Origin of the sequence: Acidihalobacter prosperus, assembly GCF_000754095.2 — a bacterium.
Lineage (GTDB): Bacteria > Pseudomonadota > Gammaproteobacteria > DSM-5130 > Acidihalobacteraceae > Acidihalobacter > Acidihalobacter prosperus.
In genome coordinates, this window is record NZ_JQSG02000001.1 from 321,497 (window position 1) to 337,979 (window position 16,483).

The 16,483-nt window shown below is 60.7% G+C and carries 20 protein-coding genes and 1 other annotated feature; of the genes, 14 read left to right on the forward strand and 6 right to left on the reverse strand.

Going from position 1 to position 16,483, the window contains the following annotated elements; genetic code table 11:
• Nucleotides 1–30 precede the first annotated feature (30 nt).
• Nucleotides 31–1,464, reverse strand: a complete 1,434-nt coding sequence (locus THPRO_RS01550) for an IS1182 family transposase (protein WP_065089110.1) — start codon at nucleotides 1,462–1,464, stop codon at nucleotides 31–33.
• Between the two features lie 221 nt (nucleotides 1,465–1,685).
• Here THPRO_RS01550 and THPRO_RS16530 point away from each other — a divergent pair, with 221 nt between their 5' ends.
• The 5 genes from THPRO_RS16530 to THPRO_RS01570 all read left to right on the forward strand — a co-directional run bounded on the left by THPRO_RS16530 (nucleotide 1,686) and on the right by THPRO_RS01570 (nucleotide 6,116).
• Nucleotides 1,686–2,231: a hypothetical protein gene (locus THPRO_RS16530; RefSeq protein ID WP_145930656.1), complete on the forward strand. Its 546-nt coding sequence runs from the start codon at nucleotides 1,686–1,688 to the stop codon at nucleotides 2,229–2,231.
• Between the two features lie 182 nt (nucleotides 2,232–2,413).
• Nucleotides 2,414–3,160, forward strand: a complete 747-nt coding sequence (locus THPRO_RS16535; protein WP_145930657.1) for a hypothetical protein — start codon at nucleotides 2,414–2,416, stop codon at nucleotides 3,158–3,160.
• Nucleotides 3,161–3,249: 89 nt separating this feature from the next.
• A protein-coding gene (locus tag THPRO_RS01560) for an IS3 family transposase (protein ID WP_407922433.1) occupies nucleotides 3,250–4,481 on the forward strand; the annotation gives its coding sequence in 2 pieces (ribosomal slippage) (nucleotides 3,250–3,529 and nucleotides 3,529–4,481; 1,233 coding nt in all).
• Nucleotides 3,528–3,650: a sequence feature (AL1L pseudoknot), on the forward strand. It overlaps the preceding gene by 123 nt.
• 287 nt (nucleotides 4,482–4,768) lie before the next feature.
• Nucleotides 4,769–5,653, forward strand: a complete 885-nt coding sequence (locus tag THPRO_RS01565) for a hypothetical protein (protein ID WP_038093370.1) — start codon at nucleotides 4,769–4,771, stop codon at nucleotides 5,651–5,653.
• The gene (locus THPRO_RS01570) at nucleotides 5,646–6,116 is read left to right on the forward strand and encodes a hypothetical protein (RefSeq protein WP_065089111.1); all 471 of its coding nucleotides are present in this window, start codon (nucleotides 5,646–5,648) and stop codon (nucleotides 6,114–6,116) included. Before THPRO_RS01565 ends, THPRO_RS01570 begins: the two co-directional genes overlap by 8 nt.
• A 205-nt stretch (nucleotides 6,117–6,321) precedes the next feature.
• On the opposite strand, the gene THPRO_RS01575 is transcribed toward THPRO_RS01570, so the two are convergent.
• Entirely contained in the window at nucleotides 6,322–7,851 is a 1,530-nt protein-coding gene (locus tag THPRO_RS01575; protein ID WP_065089112.1) for a SulP family inorganic anion transporter, read from the reverse strand.
• A 341-nt stretch (nucleotides 7,852–8,192) separates the two neighbouring features.
• Between THPRO_RS01575 and THPRO_RS01580 the strand changes: the two genes are divergently transcribed.
• From THPRO_RS01580 to THPRO_RS01620, 9 genes are all read left to right on the forward strand, one after another.
• On the forward strand, nucleotides 8,193–8,570 hold the full coding sequence (locus THPRO_RS01580) for a hypothetical protein (RefSeq protein WP_038093373.1): 378 nt from the start codon (nucleotides 8,193–8,195) through the stop codon (nucleotides 8,568–8,570).
• A 325-nt stretch (nucleotides 8,571–8,895) separates the two neighbouring features.
• Nucleotides 8,896–10,305 carry a nitrogenase iron-molybdenum cofactor biosynthesis protein NifE gene (nifE, locus tag THPRO_RS01585; protein WP_407922434.1) on the forward strand — a complete coding sequence of 470 codons (1,410 nt, stop codon included), beginning with the start codon at nucleotides 8,896–8,898 and terminating at the stop codon, nucleotides 10,303–10,305.
• Nucleotides 10,298–11,722, forward strand: coding sequence for a nitrogenase iron-molybdenum cofactor biosynthesis protein NifN (nifN, locus tag THPRO_RS01590; RefSeq protein WP_065089113.1), 1,425 nt, complete (start codon nucleotides 10,298–10,300; stop codon nucleotides 11,720–11,722). Before nifE ends, nifN begins: the two co-directional genes overlap by 8 nt.
• Before the next feature lie 13 nt (nucleotides 11,723–11,735).
• A complete protein-coding gene (locus THPRO_RS01595; protein WP_038093376.1) occupies nucleotides 11,736–12,170 on the forward strand; it encodes a NifB/NifX family molybdenum-iron cluster-binding protein in 435 nt (144 codons plus the stop codon).
• 66 nt (nucleotides 12,171–12,236) lie between these two features.
• Nucleotides 12,237–12,707 (forward strand): NifX-associated nitrogen fixation protein, encoded by a 471-nt coding sequence (locus THPRO_RS01600; protein WP_038093378.1) that lies wholly within the window; start codon nucleotides 12,237–12,239, stop codon nucleotides 12,705–12,707.
• A gap of 15 nt (nucleotides 12,708–12,722) precedes the next feature.
• Nucleotides 12,723–12,947, forward strand: a complete 225-nt coding sequence (locus THPRO_RS01605) for a CCE_0567 family metalloprotein (RefSeq protein ID WP_038093381.1) — start codon at nucleotides 12,723–12,725, stop codon at nucleotides 12,945–12,947.
• Entirely contained in the window at nucleotides 12,944–13,258 is a 315-nt protein-coding gene (gene fdxB / locus THPRO_RS01610; protein WP_038093384.1) for a ferredoxin III, nif-specific, read from the forward strand. The genes THPRO_RS01605 and fdxB overlap by 4 nt, the downstream gene beginning before the upstream one ends.
• A complete protein-coding gene (locus THPRO_RS01615; RefSeq protein ID WP_052064681.1) occupies nucleotides 13,255–13,737 on the forward strand; it encodes a hypothetical protein in 483 nt (160 codons plus the stop codon). The genes fdxB and THPRO_RS01615 overlap by 4 nt, the downstream gene beginning before the upstream one ends.
• Nucleotides 13,738–13,909: 172 nt before the next feature.
• Nucleotides 13,910–14,104 carry a 4Fe-4S binding protein gene (locus THPRO_RS01620; RefSeq protein WP_038093386.1) on the forward strand — a complete coding sequence of 65 codons (195 nt, stop codon included), beginning with the start codon at nucleotides 13,910–13,912 and terminating at the stop codon, nucleotides 14,102–14,104.
• 174 nt (nucleotides 14,105–14,278) lie between these two features.
• Here THPRO_RS01620 and nifM read toward each other — a convergent pair whose 3' ends face one another.
• From nifM to THPRO_RS01640, 4 genes are read right to left on the reverse strand one after another with little or no spacing between them, the layout of a single operon-like run.
• The gene (gene nifM, locus THPRO_RS01625) at nucleotides 14,279–15,163 is read right to left on the reverse strand and encodes a nitrogen fixation protein NifM (RefSeq protein WP_052064682.1); all 885 of its coding nucleotides are present in this window, start codon (nucleotides 15,161–15,163) and stop codon (nucleotides 14,279–14,281) included.
• Nucleotides 15,153–15,620, reverse strand: coding sequence for a nitrogen fixation protein NifZ (locus THPRO_RS01630; RefSeq protein WP_038093387.1), 468 nt, complete (start codon nucleotides 15,618–15,620; stop codon nucleotides 15,153–15,155). Before THPRO_RS01630 ends, nifM begins: the two co-directional genes overlap by 11 nt.
• Before the next feature lies 1 nt (nucleotide 15,621).
• Nucleotides 15,622–15,948, reverse strand: a complete 327-nt coding sequence (gene nifW / locus THPRO_RS01635) for a nitrogenase-stabilizing/protective protein NifW (protein WP_038093389.1) — start codon at nucleotides 15,946–15,948, stop codon at nucleotides 15,622–15,624.
• An 18-nt stretch (nucleotides 15,949–15,966) separates the two neighbouring features.
• The gene (locus THPRO_RS01640; RefSeq protein ID WP_038093391.1) at nucleotides 15,967–16,482 is read right to left on the reverse strand and encodes a hypothetical protein; all 516 of its coding nucleotides are present in this window, start codon (nucleotides 16,480–16,482) and stop codon (nucleotides 15,967–15,969) included.
• Nucleotide 16,483: the final 1 nt, after the last annotated feature.

Here is a 16,483-nt window from a genome sequence, read left to right on the forward strand (position 1 = left end):
TGAATAAAGAAGGGATTGGCGCGCCGGGTTTCACCCAGCCTGGATGGCCTGGATCAGGTTTTGCGTTCCCATCAGGTTCATCATGCGCTTGAGGTTGTAGGCCAATACATGCAGGCTCATCTCGGTACTCACATGTTCCAGGGTTCGGGTCAGGAAGTGCGTGTGGCCCATCCATGATTTAATCGTTCCGAATGGATGCTCGACCGTTTGTCTTCGGATGCGCATGCTCTGCGGCGCCTGATCCAGACGTCTTTGCATGGCTTCGAGGACATCCTGATGCTCCCAACGACTGACCCGTCGATAATCACCGGGCGTGCATTGGGATTTAATGTCGCACCGTGGGCAATGTGAGCTCCAGTAACGATGGATCTTCAGGCCACCTTCTGTGCTGACATAACGCCAGATCAAACGTTGTCCGGCAGGACAGCGATATTCATTGTTGGTCGCATCATAGATAAAGTCCGCCTTGTCGAAGCGGCCATCAGCTCGGGCGCCCGACGTCGTGGTCTTCGGCACGATGGCGGTAATGCCCGCCTCATGACAGGCCAGGATCTGTTCGCTTTTGTAATACCCCCGATCCGCAATGACTGTCAGATCCGTTTCACCCGTGGCCGTTCGAGCGTGTTCTGCCATCGTTGTGAGCTGGTCACGATCACTGCCGTGCGAGGTCACCGCATGGGCGACAATCAGGTGATGTTGCGCATCAACCGCAGTCTGGACGTTATAACCAACGATCCCTGCGCCACGGCTCTTCATGGAACGTGCATCCGGATCGGTCTGTGAGAGTTGGCCATCTGGACTCGCATTGAGTTCGGTCTCGATGGCCTGCAGCTGCTTCATCTGTGACTTGAGCGCTAAGATCTTGTCCTGAAGACGCCCTGACTGGGCCCGGGCCACCTCATCTTCCTGACGATCGGCCGTGTCCAGATCCACCAGATAACGCTGGATGCTCTTGTCGATCTCTTCCATTCGACGCTTGAGCTTAGCCTTCGTGAAGTTCCGGTCCCGGTTGTTCACCGCCTTAAACTTGCTCCCGTCGATGGCCACCAGGGCTTCGGAGAACAAACCCAGCTGACGGCACAGATACACAAACTGGCGACAGACATTACCGATGGCCTGTCCATGTTCCTGGCGAAAGCGGGCAATGGTCTTGTGATCCGGCATCAGGCGACCGGTCAGCCACATCAGCTCGACGTTGCGCTGGGCCTCACGCTCAAGACGACGCGAGGATTGCACCCGGTTGAGATACCCATAGATGTAAAGCTTGAGAAGAACGGCCGGATGGTAACCGGGACGTCCCGTAGACGCCGGCTCAACCCCGGCAAATCCCAGCGCACCCAGATCCAGTTCATCGACAAAGACATCAACCACACGAACCGGGTTGGCATCGCTGACATAATCATCAAGGACTTCTGGAAACAAGACGCTTTGCGTACGGCTCTGACCTTCAATAAAACGCTTCATCCCGCCCCCAGAAATCTGCCTTCAAACTTAGATCAAATGGGACTCTCTTGGTTCACGTTTTGACACACCCTGGGCCAGAAGCCGACGGTCGTTGGATCTAAATGCAGACATAGCATTGACCGCTTTGGTTGGAAGCTAAGACACTCCAAGCATTCCCGTGATACTGGCCATATGAGTACCGCTACTGTGGCCATTGCAGAGCCAGGTTTGAGGAGAGCGTCATGGACAATTTTGAGCGTGAGGACAGGATTGAAGCATTAGCAGAGCGCTCCACACATGTAGAAAATGTCCTGCGCCATGCTTTTCTAGCCGAACTGGCAAGCCATGTGTGGATGGAAGATCCAAGAGAGAGGCTCACGATCTTGACGGCTGAAGTCGACGACTCAGGTTGCGATCTGATCATCGAAAGAGACGTTATGGTTCGTCGGATACAACTCAAACAGGCACACGACGAAAAGAAGCCGCGTAAATTTTCTGTCAGAGTTGAATTTGCAATGTATCCGGGTGCCTGTATTGTCGTGGTTCATCACTCGCTTCGCGACATCAAACCAACCTCATACAGCTTCTACGGGCAAGGTCTCGATCAAGAAATGCCATATATAGAAGCACATAGGACCACTGTGTCAGCCGGGAGAAGAACTGCATCAGGCGAACGCATCCCTAGACTTAGGTATCGTGATGCGCTCTTTTCTAAATTTAAACAGAATCTGTCGATGGCGCAGTTGATGATAGAGCTGTTTCCGAACGATCAACCCAGGCCATTATGAAAGCGCAATGAAAAATGGCGTTATTCGGCCAAAATCGGGCGCTCAACCTTCATTCGTTCACGTCATTAGATTGTCTGCTTCTGGTACGGAACAGCCATAATCTGGCGGAAACCAATTACGCCTCCACAATTTCCAGATAACTGACGGCGATTTACGATCAACTCTCTTCGGATTGACATGCCGTGAATGATTATGCGGAAGAAGAAGACCAAGAATTAGCCGAGCAACAAGAAAAAGAGTTCTGGCAGAGCGTTCTCGCATGTCCTCACTCAGCTCGCCTTGTGGAAATTGGAAACGAACTCAATAAAGTTCGGAAATATGCTAACGAGCACAAGATCGAAGATATGTTATCTCAGGCTATTGTCAATATAACGCTTAGTGCCTACTACGCAGGTGTGAGTCCGCTAATCAGAATAGAGCAAACCCTCAGTCTTGCGAAAGGTATGAACAATGAGTATGCCTTTGCACTGGCTGCCCGCGCTTATATAGAAGTGAGTGGTCGTGTACACAAAGGTGCACGGCTATGGCGGGTATTCGATAAAGACCGGTCTCAGATCGATCAGTTCCATAAAGGGTCAATACGTCTTCTAGGATCTTACGTGCCTGAGGGGAAAGAAAACTACAACATATTTAAAGAAAAGGGTTTCAATGTGATGTCTTTTGTTCAATCGCTAAGCGATGACATTGCTGAAATCGAAAAGATCTATGACAGCCTGTCGGCATATGTTCATGGCGGCTTCCTAGAACAGAGATATTTCCGGCTTCAGTCTTGGCTAGCTCATGCAAAAGGGGAAGCCGATCCAACCATGGATGGATATTCTCAGAAACTAGATCAATTACGTGAGGTTACATTTTCTGATTTTGAATTGTTACTGGCCCTAACCAGGTCCCTTCGCGAACGCCATGACGAAAAACATGAGCAGGAGTAGCTGTAGAAGAGAGAATCGCCACCAGTTCTTTAGGCACTTTGAACCGCCCCGGGTTTTGAGGAGGCTCCGACACTTGAGAGAATGGAGCCATGAACAAAGCCAAGAAGTATTCCCCTGAGGTACGTGAGCGTGCGGTGCGTCTGGTGCAGGAGCGCCGTGGCGAGTATCCCTCGATGTGGTCGGCGGTGGAGTCGATTGCGCCGAAGATCGGCTGTTCGGCCAACACCCTGCATGAATGGGTCAAGCGGGCCGAGGTCGATGGCGGGACGCGCCCGGGTACGACCACAGCCGAAATCCAGCGCATCAAGGAGCTGGAGCGCGAGAACAAGGAGTTGCGCCGGGCCAACGAGATCCTGCGCACGGCCAGTGCTTTTTTCGCCCAGGCGGAGCTCGACCGCAAGCTCAAGTCGTAAGCCGCTACGCGTACATCGATCAACATCGCGACGTCTTTGGGGTCGAGCCGATCTGCCGCGTGTTGCAGATCGCCCCGTCGGCGTATCGACGTCATGCCGCAAGGCGGCGCAGCCCTGCGTTGCGCAGCGCCCGGGATCGACGTGATGAGACACTGCTGCCCGAGATCGAGCGTGTGTGGCAGGCCAACCAGCAGGTCTACGGTGCCTTGAAGGTCTGGAAGCAGCTCCGGCGCGAAGGCATTGCTGTGGCCCGCTGCACGGTCGAGCGGCTGATGCGCCGCCTGGGTCTGCGCGGCGTCATTCGCGGCAAGGCGGTGCGCACCACGATCAGCAACCCCGCGGCACCGTGTCCTCTGGATCGGGTCAAACGCCGGTTCACGGCCGAGCGGCCCAACCCGCTGTGGGTCTCGGACTTCACCTACGTCTCAACCTGGCAGGGCTGGGTGTATGTCGCCTTCGTCTTCGACGTGTTCGCCCGCTACATCGTCGGCTGGCGGGTCAGTCGCACGATGACCACGGACTTCGTGCTCGATGCCCTGGAGCAGGCCCTCTACGCCCGTCAGCCCGAACGCGACGCCTTGATCCATCACAGCGACAAAGGGTCTCAATATGTCAGCATCCGTTACACCGAACGACTCCAGGAGGCCGGTATCGAACCCTCCGTCGGCAGCACGGGCGACAGTTACGACAATGCTCTGGCCGAAACGATCAACGGCCTGTACAAGGCCGAAGTCATCCATCGGCGTGGCCCCTGGAAATCCGCCGATGCCGTCGAGTGGGCCACCTTGGAATGGGTGTCCTGGTTCAACAACCAACGCCTGATGGAACCCTTGGGCCATATCCCGCCCGCAGAAGCTGAGGCACACTACTACCGGCAACTCAGGCAGCCAGCCTCCGTTGTCGCTTAACTTCAACCAAACAGCCTCCGCGCTTCCCGGGGCGGTTCACTTCCCAGCCACGATTGACTGCTTCACTATGGTTACCAGCCATTGACACTCAGTCTGAGTCGTTGTGGATTCGGGATGGCAAGGATCGGCCAATAGCAGGCATGGGGTCATTAGGAGTCCTGGACGCTGTGATGTCCGATTCTAATTACGAGGTACTCATATCCACGGAAACCAAGTACACCAAGATGATGTCTAGAGAACTGGTGGTAGTTCACCCTTTAGCTAAGCGTTAGATTCAAGGGGGAAGTATGAGACGTGGGCGGTACTACTTAGGCCGAGTCATAAAGACGGGTGAGCTTGATCAAGAGAAGCTGCTCGCAGCAATTGTCAATGCCCCCACGGTTCCAGTTTCCGGTGCGTCGTGGACTATTACCGATGTCATTGATCAGACGAGTCGGGATAAACCCTTTCTTTTCGGGCGCCTCTCCAAATATGCCCAGCAAGGTCAGTTGACCGTTGTTGATCCTGTAGCCCATTCTCAGGTTGAGGCAACAGCAGAAAACCTACTCATTGCCGCATCTCCGTTTGTCTATCTTCCGGATTTCTCCGGAATCGCATATCTGCATGTCTGGAATGGGGTCCAGGAAGATGTATTTCGGCGCAGGTTCTCTCGACTGGTTGAAGAGGCCTACGACAGGTTTTTCGTTAGATGCGAAATTGATCCGATCGCTGATTACCAGGCCTTTGCGACAAAGTTACGCGCCCTAGAGAAGATATCTGAGATTCGTGCGAAGGTTCATCCGCCTAACCCTTTATTCGGAGATTTATGGAGAGACCTAAACGAATACATCAAACAAAGAAATGCGTCAGAGATCGTGCTTGCTGAAAAGAGTGATCAAGAGTCCGGTCTTACGAGCCAAATTGTCGAATTGATCAACATCATCCTTGAGAAAACCATTCGTCAGATTGAGAGACCGGCAGCGATAACGGATGCTGCTTTGCTAATGGCTGCCGATGGCTATGGTTCCGGAAAAGTTGTCGGACAGAAGGACGATGAGCAGATAGTGATAAGGACATCCGATACGCAGAAGAGCTTCCTTCATGAGAAGGAGCCGGATGTCGAAAAACTTGCGACCATCGTTCGCCACAAATTTGAAGTAATTTCGGAAGAGCGAGATATGGAGCATGGCTAGTATTAAGAGCACCTTGCGCTGGGTGTTCGTATCGCCCGAAATGCTCATCATCGCGGTGGCCGCCTACCTTATCATCAATACGCCTGATTCAATCAGGCGAATATCAAGCGCGTTTGCTGCAGGGCCTGATGCAGTGAAATATCTAGCCCTTCTCCCCGCTGCAATCTTTGGTTGGAGTATTACGGAGGCCAAATCCATACTTCTCCCTGCCGAAGACACAAAGGCATTGTTGCAGAACTGGCCGCGTTATCCAGATCTCAAGGGCCGAGTGGCTATTGGTCTTTGTTTTCAGCTTCTGTTCGCCTTGGCAGCCTTTTCTGTCTGGGTTTACTCGCCGAAGTTCGATGATCCAAAGAGCTTTGTTGTAGCTGTATTGAGCGTAGCTGGTTCCCTTATTAGTGGCTCCACGTTTTTAATGGCATCTATTGCTGTCAGGGGTACGACCAAACGTGGGAGCACTTAAATCTAACAAGTGCATTAAGCTCGTTCCGACCCTTCTGGCCTTCACTGAGCAGCCTAAAGGCCGTCGCTTATGTTGGAATTGAATGACCACTTTTGGACCTGGAGCCGTCAGTGTGTTAGCGATACACGTATGGCCGGAGTGGGTCGTTTTCTGCCTGAGTAGCACGGCATTTCAGGTTCTGTTTTCAGAAACGTTCTAGCTTAATTCAGGCCAGCGAATTATCCGCCACGTGATAATGCGGGTCCTCACTGATGTTGACCTCGACGAGATTTCCTGCCTTTTCCAGCAGAACCCGGCATTCCTGGCTCAGGTGCCGCAGGCGCAGCGATTTTCCGGCGTCTGCGTAGCGGGTGGCCAGCGTGTCGATGGCCTCGATGGCGGAGTGGTCGGCCACTCTGGAGTGCGCGAAATCGACCACGACGTCCTTGGGATCGTTTTCGGGTTTGAACAGTTCTCCGAAGCGGTGCGTGGACGCGAAAAACAAGGGGCCGTGCACTTCGTAGATGCGGGTGCCGTCGGATTCGTCGCGGGCTTGCACGTAGATGTGTTTCGCCTGTTTCCAGGCGAACGTCAGCGCGCTGGCGATGACGCCGACGACGACGGCAATCGCAAGGTCCGTGAAAATGGTGATGACCGTGACCAGCATGCCGACGAAAATATCCTCGCGCGGGATTTTGTTCAGCAAGTTGAAGCTGCCCCACTCGAAGGTCTGGATCACCACCATGAACATCAGGCCGACCAGCGCGGCCACCGGCACCAGATTGATCAGGCCGGAGGCGAACATGATGAACGCCAGCAGCGACAGCGCCGCGACGATGCCGGACAGGTTGCGCTGACCGCCGGAGGTGACGTTGATCATGGTCTGGCCGATCATCGCGCAGCCGCCCATGCCGCCGAAGAAGCCGTTCACCATGTTGGCGGCGCCCTGGCCGATGGACACGCGATTCCCCTGGCCGCGCGTGTTCGTCACCTCGTCCACGACCGTCATCGTGAGCAGCGACTCGATCAGACCGACGCCGGCCAGGATGACCGCGTAGGGCAGGATGACCTTGAGCGAATCCAGCGTGATCGGCACGCTCGGGATGTGGAAGCTCGGGAAGCCGCCGCGGATGTCGGCAATAGAGCTGACCAGCGGCGTGTGCAGCCCGGCCAGATGCACCAGCAGGGTCAGTGCGATGATCGCGGCGAGACCGGCGGGAAAGGCGCGGGTGATCTTGGGCAAGACGTACATGATCGCCATGGTGAGTGCGGTCAGGCCGAGCATGAGGGCCATCGGCATGCCCGACAGCCAGTGGGCGGAGCCGTCGGCGCCCTGCACCTTGAAGTGGTTGAGCTGAGCGAGAAAGATCACAATCGCGAGGCCGTTGACGAAACCCAGCATCACGGGCAGCGGCACAATGCGGATGTATTTGCCGAATTTCAGCGCGCCGAAAACCATTTGCAGCAGCCCGGCCACGATGATCGTGGCGAACAGATATTGTTCGCCGTGTTTCGCGACCAGGGCGACCATCACCACGGCCATCGATCCGGTGGCGCCCGAAATCATCCCGGGGCGGCCACCGATGAGCGAAGTCACCAGCCCCATCATGAAGGCGCCGTAGAGCCCGACCAGAGGATTGACGCCGGCCACGAACGCGAAGGCGACGGCTTCCGGCACCAGGGCGAAGGCGACGGTCAGGCCCGAAAGAATGTCGTCCCGCGCCTTGGCGGCATGAGCGTAATACAACTGGAACACGTGTAACTCCGGCGTGCAAAAGGGTGGGGATTCTACGCGATTCGGCCGGCACGACAAGCGAGTGCCGCGGGCGTTGAAATGGCCGAATTTCACGGCGATGGATTTGTTCAGGCGATGAAACTAAGGGTTTCGTCGGCGTCTGTCCACTCTAGCTGGGGCTTGTCACATGCGGATTACGCTGCGCACCGACCCGATCCGAGAATCGATACGGCGGGCTCGGATCGAGGCTAAAATGACAGCCCTGCGTGCGCCGAGAACGCGGGCGCCGAGGGGGCGGCTGCATCTGTCGGCCGTTTGAAATGCCGCACGCTATATCCGCCATGACCGCATCGGAAAGGGCCATGAACGAACCGATCAAGATTCTCCTGCTCTCGCTGGCAATGGTCTCGACCGCCTTCGCGGGCTGCAATCCGGCCGAGCTCGGCAAGCGGGTGGGCGAGGGGGCATTCGTCGGCGAGCCCGCAATCAAGAGCGGCCAGCCGCTGGGTTATCTGTGCACGCGGACCGTGGCCGTCGCGGGCGAGCGCTACCGCTTCGATGTCGTCGCCGGATCGTTCTACGAGAGCGAGATCAATTACTGCACGACGCATCCGGTGGGCAGCGTCGCACTCTACGAGCCGGAGCCCGGCCGCTTCGTCGTGTATCTGCGGTACAAGAAGTTGCGTCTGCGTTCCTGCTACCCGGCGACCCGGGTCGCGCCGTCGCCCGCCGCCCGGTAGCTGTTCGCGCCGAAAATGTAGCGGGCGCGGGCATCGATCCGGCATCCGATGGCGGCCTTCGGCGACTTTGTCGCAGCCCCTCCGGACCTGTCCCCTGTGTCGCGTTTGCGACAAAGCCATCGTCCCTCCCTGCGTTCCGCCACGCCTGCGTGAGCCATCCCGGTATGGCAGTCGTATCGATCTGAATTGAAAGGATAAATGTGGTTCCTGCCGCGTCCTCGTCGAGGGGCGTGGACTAGGCTTCACGCGGCTCCGAGCCGTGGCATGACGGTTGCAACATGGCCCGTGTGTCGCTCTCTGCGGCGTCTTTCAGGGGACCGCCAAGATGATGAAGCCGGAAGAACTCAAGGCCATGCTCGACGAGCCGGCCTGCAGCCACAACAAGAAGTCGAAGTCGGGGTGCTCCAAGCCCAAGCCGGGCGCCACTGCCGGCGGCTGTGCCTTCGACGGCGCGCAGATCGCGCTGCTGCCGATCGCCGACGTGGCGCATATCGTCCACGGTCCCATCGCCTGCGCCGGCAATTCCTGGGACAACCGCGGCACGCGTTCCTCCGGGCCGACGCTCTACCGCCTGGGCATGACCACCGACCTGACCGAACAGGACGTGATCATGGGGCGCGGCGAGAAGCGGCTGTTCCATTCGATCAAGCAGGCGGTGGAGTCGTACGATCCTGCTGCCGTGTTCGTGTACAACACCTGCGTCCCGGCGGTCGCCGGCGACGATGTCGGCGCGATCTGCAAGGATGCCGCCGCGCGCTGGGGCGTGCCGGTGGTGCCGGTCGACGCCGCCGGGTTCTACGGCACCAAGAACTTGGGCAATCGCCTGGCCGGCGATGCGATCTGCAAGCACGTCATCGGCACGCGCGAGCCCGATCCGGTGCCCGAGTCGCTACAGCGACCGGGTATCCGCGTGCACGACATCAATCTGGTTGGCGAATACAACATCGCCGGCGAGTTCTGGCACGTGGCGCCGCTGCTCGACGAGCTGGGTCTGCGCATCCTCGGTTCCCTGTCCGGCGACTCGCGCTTCCGCGACATCCAGACCATGCATCGCGCCGAGGTGACCATGGTGGTGTGCTCGAAGGCGCTGCTCAACGTCGCGCGCTATCTCGAGGAGCAGCATTCGGTGCCGTGGTTCGAGGGCAGTTGGTACGGCGTGGACGATACCTCGAAGGCACTGCGCGATTTCGCGCGGGTGATCGGCGACGAGGACCTGATCGCGCGCACCGAGGCCGTGATCGCACGCGAGGAGGTGAAGACCGTCGCGGCGCTCGACCCCTGGCGCGAACACCTCGACGGCAAGCGTGTGCTGCTCTACACCGGCGGCGTGAAGTCCTGGTCCGTGGTCTCTGCGCTCAAGGATCTGGGCATGGACGTGGTCGCCACCGGCACCAACAAGTCCACCGAAGAGGACAAGGAACGCATCCGCGAGATCATGGGCGAGAAGACCAAGATGATCGAGGACGGAAGCCCGGCCAACCTGATCGGCATCGTGCGCGAATACGGCGCCGACATCCTCATCGCCGGCGGACGCAATATGTACACGGCGCTCAAGGCCCGCGTGCCGTTCCTCGACATCAATCAGGAGCGCGAGTTCGCCTACGCGGGATACGACGGCATGGTGGAACTGGCCCGTCAGCTCGCGCTGACCATCGAATCCCCGGTGTGGGAGTCCGTGCGCCGCGCCGCGCCGTGGCATCCGACCGAGCCGCTCGCGGAGGCGGCCAATGGCTGAGATCATCAAGCGCAAGAAGGCGATGTCGGTCAGCCCGCTGAAATCCAGCCAGCCGATCGGCGCCAGCCTCGCGTTTCTCGGGATCAATCAGGCGATGCCGCTGATGCACGGCTCGCAGGGCTGCACGGCCTTCGCCAAGGTGTTTTTCGTGCGCCACTTCCGCGAGCCGATTCCGCTGCAGACCACGGCGATGGATCAGGTCAGCACCGTGCTCGGTGCCGACGAGAGCATCGTCGAGGCGCTCGACACGATCTGCAAGAAAAGCGCCCCCGCGATGATCGGGCTGTGCACCACCGGCCTTTCGGAAACCCAGGGTGCCGACATCCGGCGCATGGTCAAGGTGTTCCGCGAACGCCACCCGGAGCACGCCGGCACGGCGGTGGTCGCGGTGCCCACGCCGGATTTCACCGGCTGCATGGAGTCCGGATATGCGGCCGCCGTGCACGCGATGATCGAGCAGCTGGTGCCGGACGTGCACGAGGTGGGGCCGGTGCGCGGCGAAGGGGCGACCCAGGTCAACGTGCTGCCCGGCTCGCTGCTCACGCCGGGCGACGTCGAGACTCTCAAGCTGCTGATCGAATCCTTCGGCCTGCAGCCGGTGATGATTCCGGATCTGTCCGGTTCGCTCGACGGCCACCTGGGCGACTCCCCGTTCAGCGCGGTCACCACCGGCGGGCTCGACGTGTCCGCCTTCCGCGGGTTGAGCCGCGCGGCGGCGACGATCGTCGTGGGCGGCTCCATGAACAAGGCCGCCGACCTGCTGCGCGAGCGCACCGGGGTGCAGGATTTCCGCTTCGAGACCCTGATGGGGTTGGAGCCGGTCGATCGTCTGGTGGCCAAGCTGGCGCAGGTCTCCGGACGCCCCGTGCCGGACATTCTGGAGCGTCAGCGCCGCCAGCTGCAGGACGCGATGCTCGATACCCACTTCATGCTGGGTCTGCGTCGCGTCGCGATTGCCGCCGATCCCGACCATCTGCTGGCGCTGACTGCGCTGCTCAACGGCATGGGCGCCGAGGTCGTGGCGGCCGTCGCACCGATGCGCACGCAGCGGCTGACGGAGGCCCAGTCGCCGGCAGTGGTACAGATCGGCGACCTGGAGGATCTGGAGCGCATGGCGAGCGAAGCGGGCGCCGAGGTGCTGGTCGGCAACTCGCATCTGGCCGAGTCCGCTCTTCGTCTGAACCTGCCGCTGCTGCGCGCCGGGTTCCCTCAATACGACCATCTGGGCGGCTACCAGCGCACCTGGATCGGCTATCAGGGCACCCGGCAGATTCTGTTCGATCTGGCGAACCTGCTGCTGGCCGAGCACGGCCACCACGAGATTCGCCCTTACCGGTCCATCTACGCCCAGCCGGGCGACGCGGAGATCGCGCATGGTGCTGCAACGCCGACTCAGACTTGTACACCCGTCCACTGAAAGGAAGACAGGCATGAACGGCAAGCGTTACCGCATCGCCTTCGCCACCTCCGACATGGCTACGGTCAACCAGCACTTCGGCTCGGCCGGTGCGTTCGCGATCTACGAGATCGAGGACGGCCAGGCCAGTCTCGCCGAGGCCCTGGAGTTCGGCAGCCTGGCGCAGGACGGCAACGAGGACAAGCTGGACGACAAGCTGTGCGCGCTGACCGGCTGCGACGCGGTCTATTGCCTGGCGGTCGGCGGCTCGGCGCTCAAGCGCCTGATTGCCGTGGGCGTGGGCGCGGTCAAGGTCGACAAGGGTACCTCCATCGCCCAGCAGCTGGTGCGTATCCGCGAGTCGCTGCGCGACGGCGAGACGCCCTGGCCGACGGTGCCCGCGGTCAAGCAGCGCGACAACGATCCCACCCGTTTCGAACAGATGGACGCGGAAGGTTGGGATGAATGAAACACCCTCACGGCACGCGCGCTGCGGCGACGCGTGCATTCAAGAGCCAGCAGTGGAGTCGAAGTCATGAGTGAAACAGCCGCATTGCAAGCAGATACCGAGGTCCTGGAGACCGATTTCATCAAGGAAATGGTGCGCCAGATCCGGGCCCTGGACAGCTATGGCACCTGCGACGACTGGCCGGCCGAGCGCCTGCTGGCACCGCTGGTTCTGACCCCCGAGCGCAAGCGCGAGATTCCGGTGGTGGGCGATCCGGACGAGGTCACGGTGTCGCGCGTGGTGGCCTTCTACAACGCCATCGCGGTGTCGATCGAGAAGGAATGCGGGTTGATGGCCGTGCCGATGGTGCATCTGTCGCACGAGGGCTTCGGCCGCGCGCTGATCACCGTGGGCAAGCTCGTGGTGCTCGACCGCCCGCTGCGCGACGTGCACCGCTTCGGTTTTGCCAGCCTGAGCAAGCTCAAGGACGAGGGCGACAAGTACGTGGCTTCGGCGTTGGCGGCGGTCGGTGAATACCCGGCGGTGGCTGGACTCTGAACAGGAGGGTGCGCGATGGATGCCGATGAACTCAAACGCCTGGAAAAGGATGTGAAGAAGTGCAAGCGCATCGCCACTGAGTGGGCCTCGCAGCTGCACGACCTGGTGGAGGACCGCCTGCCGGCCGGCTATGAGGCGCTGCCCGGCATCGCCGATTCCACCTATGCGGCCTGCATCGCGTGGCGCGATGCGGTGGCCCGGCTGGAAGCGGCGCAGGCGACCGAGGAGGAAACCCCATGAGCCTGGTACACGGCACCACGCGCGGCGGCGAAGCCTGGACGCCGCAGTTCATCCAGACGCTGGACCAGAAGAAATGCATCGGTTGCGGCCGCTGCTTCAAGGTCTGCCCGCGCAACGTGTTCACCCTGGTCGAGCGCGGCGGCGATGAAGACGACGATTACGACGACGACGATCGCGCCATGGTGATGGCGATCGAGGATCGTCTCGACTGCATCGGCTGCGGCGCCTGCGCGCGGGTCTGCCCCAAGGGCTGCCACAGCCATGCGGCGGTGGACGATGGCGAGATCGGCGCCGTGCTGGCGCAGGCATGAATGCATCCGCGACGGTGAATAACGGCGCGGCAGAGCCGCTGACGGCCACGGAGCGCCCCATGGGCGATTCGACGCGGCTGCTGGTCTGCCACAAGCAGGCCACCAGCGCGCGCCTGCGCTTTTTGCGTCTGCCCTGGGGGGCGACCCTTTTTTCGCCGTTGCCGGAGGGCGCCCATCCGGGCGATGCGCCGGATGCGCCATCGCGTGTGCATCCGGCGGCCTGTGTGCGGGCGGCCGCACGCTGGCTGGATCTGCCGACGGCATCGTTGTGCGCGGTACCCGGGTTTCATCGGCGGATCCGTCTGCCGGACGGTCACGCGGCGGAGGTCGTGCTGCTGCGTGTCACGGAGGTCGATCCGCCGTTTGCCGCCGCCGCGCGTCGCGAGGCGCGATTCGTCGATCTGCTGGAGGTGCGCGACCTGCCGCCGACGGAGCTCGGTTTGCTGCGCGAGGCCTATGTGCACCTGCTGGGTGGCTGAAGCGCACGAAGGACTTGTCGCAAATGCGACAACGGCGCACGCAATATCGCGTATCTACATGAAGAATGGTTTTTAACTAATTGAAATATATATTGATAAAATTTAAATCTTGGGCGGCACCCGATTTGCAGAACAGTATTGCAGCTAACGCCCAACCCACGGAGAAACTGTCATGGCCTACAAGATCATCGAGTCGCAGTGCACGGTTTGCGGTATGTGCGAACCGATTTGCCCCAACGAAGCCATCTACGAAAAACGCGGCATGTTCTACATCAACGCCGATCTGTGCACGGAATGCGAGGGCTTTTTCGACAGCGCGCAATGCGCGGATGTCTGCCCCGTATCGAACACCTGCGTGCCTGCCTGAACTGCGCCGCGGCCGCGCATGGCTCTGTTGACCTGGCCATGCGCGGCATCGTGGATGGCCTCGAACGATCCTTCCGAGCCGTTTGGAGCGGGGGCGGACGTCGAATGACGGGCGAGCTGCCCGGAGATCGATTCGAGGAAAGGATGGGACGGCGGCGGGATGCCGCCCGTGTCGTCAGTCCACGTCGTCTGTCTGCAGGGAATCGATCCAGGCCTGTTCGTGGGCATCCTGCAGGCGCTGGGCGAGCAGGGCGCGGATGCGCGGCAGCGCCTGTAGCTCGCCGATGGTGCGCGGCGGGTGTACCTGATCGCAGCGCAGCAGATGCCAGCCGAGCGGCGATCGCTCGACCCCGCTCAATTCACCTTCTCCGAGCGTGAACAGGCAGCGGTCGAGCGCGGGATAGAGCATGCCGCGGCGCAGCCGGCCCAGGCGTCCGCCTTCGAGACCGGTGGGACATTCGGAGTGCCGCTGCGCCAGCGCCTCGAAACGGTCCGGGGCTCGTTCGATCTGCGCGCGCAGCGCGCCGAGGCGTCGCTTGGCGGCTTGCTCGGTATTTTCAGGGAAATCCGGGTTGACCGTGATCAGGATGTGGCGGGCGCTGCGCGTTTCCGGCAGATCGAAGTCGTTGCGATGAGCCTGGTAATACAGGCGGGCGTCGATGTCATTCACCGCCGGCGCCTGTCGTCGCACCTGCGCGCGCAGCGCCTCGACACGCAGATTGTGATGCAAGGCCGCGCGCAGTCCTTCAATATCCAGCCGGTTGCGCCTCAGATCCGCGAGCAGTTCCTCGTTGGAATCGTAGCGTCCGTGAATCCGCTGCTCGGCGTCCGCCAGCGTGGATGCCGGTACCTGCGCGGACGAGCCGAGGGCGGATGCCAGCATGCGGCGCTCCAGCCTGAAACGCCGGTCGGCGGCATCGAGCAGTGCCGAGGCGATCTCGTCGTCCAGCTCGGACAAGGGCTTGCGATGCTTTTCCAGGGCCATGTCGAGCGCCAGATAGGCGATTTCGGGTGCGAGTCGCGCCGCTGCCGGGCGTCGCGAGGCGGCCTTACTCGTCATTTCCGTCCTCCAGTTCCGCGTCGTCTCCCGGCAAGAGTCCAAGCTCGGGGACGAGCAGGGTGAGTCCGGGGAAGCGCACTTCGTAGAGCGGGGTGCCGTCGTCGCCCTCCATCACGGTCTGGATCTCGCCGCTCTGACCTGCCTGCACCCGCACCTCTCCGGACAAGGCCAACGGCTGCCGTGCACGCACCTTGTCGCGGAACTCGAAGCGGCTGGGCGTCCATTCGGCGTCGGCGGGGATCAGCTCGGCCTCGCGGCAGCCGACGCGCATGCCCAGATCGAAGAAATCCACCGAATAGATGAGCTGATCCTGCAGAAAGGTGCCGACATCGCGGACGTAGCCGACCGCGCCGCGCTGCACGAGCATCGTGCCGGGGTCGAGTCCCGGGTAGGTGCCGTCGTTGCGCACGTTGCGGATCAGGCGGACTTCCGAGCCGTATTCGAAGCGCGGTTTCATGTCACTTGGCGAGCTGGCTGAGCGGCACGAAGCCACCGCCGTTCTGTTGCTTGAAGACCTTGAACACCTTCTCGGTCAGCGCGTCGGACTTCACGAAGTCGAGGTAGGCGCGTTCGAGCAGGGTCTTGTACGCCATGCGCCGCGGTTCCTCGGCCTCGGGCAGTTGATCGGCGGCGCGCGCCAGGTAGTCGTGGAAGCGCTGCAGGATGTGCAGGCGGTTCACGTGGACCACCGAAGGGGTGTATTCGACCTCGAAATAGTCGAGGAAGTCCTCGGCGCTGCTCAGGGATTCCAGGTCGTCTTCAAAGGAAAAATCGTCGTCGTGCATGGGGGTGTCCTCAGTGGGTCAAGTCGTGTGGGGCAGCCGGTCCACGCCCTGTGCCATGAGCAGCAGGAAGCGCGCGCCGAGACGGTCGCCGGGGTCGAAGGCGGTCACCATGCCCAGGCGTTCGGCGGCCTCGGCGCGGCGGTCCATGCGCAGGCACAGGAAACCCGAGCCCTTGAGCGCCAGCAGGTAGAACCGCAGCATGTTCATCGAGCGCGCGCCGGCGGCGGCGATCGCGGAGACGGTCAGGCTGCGCCAGTCGCCATGCAGGTGCAGCGCGGCGCCGGCGGTTTCGAGGGCGTGCTCGGCGACCCGCAGGGCCTCGTCGTAGCGATGCTGGTAGTAGTAGAAGCGATACAGCGCGACCAGCACGCTGAGATGCCGCGGCGCGATCAGATGCGCGCGCAGCAGGCAGCGCTCGGCCTCTGCCGCGGCCTCCCCGTAGTATGACGACGCGGCTTCGATCAGGGCCTGGGCTTCCGGGTCTAGCGGATGTTCGAAATAGAGTTCCGAATCGTCGAAGTCGTGCAGGTCCATG